This is a genomic window from Pseudomonas sp. RA_35y_Pfl2_P32, from assembly GCF_963970735.1.
GTDB lineage: Bacteria > Pseudomonadota > Gammaproteobacteria > Pseudomonadales > Pseudomonadaceae > Aquipseudomonas.
This window is the reverse complement of sequence record NZ_CAXAQF010000225.1, coordinates 1-510: the sequence shown is the minus strand read 5'-3', so window position 1 is coordinate 510 and position 510 is coordinate 1. Positions and strand designations below refer to the sequence as shown.

Annotated in this window: 1 protein-coding gene; it reads right to left on the bottom strand. The window is 71.4% G+C overall.

Translation table 11 applies throughout. The features are described from left to right. Nucleotides 1-408, bottom strand: a 408-nt coding sequence (locus tag AACY45_RS27990; RefSeq protein WP_339548715.1) for an IPT/TIG domain-containing protein, incomplete at its 3' end; no start/stop codon positions are given. Between the last annotated feature and the right edge of the window lie 102 nt (nucleotides 409-510).

Here is a 510-nt window from a genome sequence, read left to right as displayed (position 1 = left end):
GCCGGTAAAGCCGGTGCCGGTGATGGTGACCGAGGTGCCACCGCTCGCCGGGCCCGAGCTGGGCGAGATCGCGGTGATGGCGGGGGCCGCGACATAGCTGAACTGGTCGGCGGCCGAGGTCGCGCTGGTGCCGCCAGGGGTGGTCACGGTCACGTCGACGGTGCCGCTGCCAGCCGGAGCGGTTGCAGTGATGCTGGTCGCGCTGACAACGGTGATGCCGGTTGCAGAGGTCGCACCGAACTTGACGGCGGTAGCCCCGGTAAAGCCGGTGCCGGTGATGGTGACCGAGGTACCACCGCTCGCCGGACCCGAGCTGGGCGAGATCGCGGTGATGGCGGGGGCCGCGATATAGCTGAACTGGTCGGCGGCCGAGGTCGCGCTGGTGCCGCCGGTAGTGGTGACGCGCACGTCGACGGTGCCGGTGCCTGCAGGGGCGGTCGCGGTGATGCTGGTCGCGCTGTTGACGGTGAAGCTGGCGGCGGCGGTCGCGCCGAAGGTCACTGCGGTCGC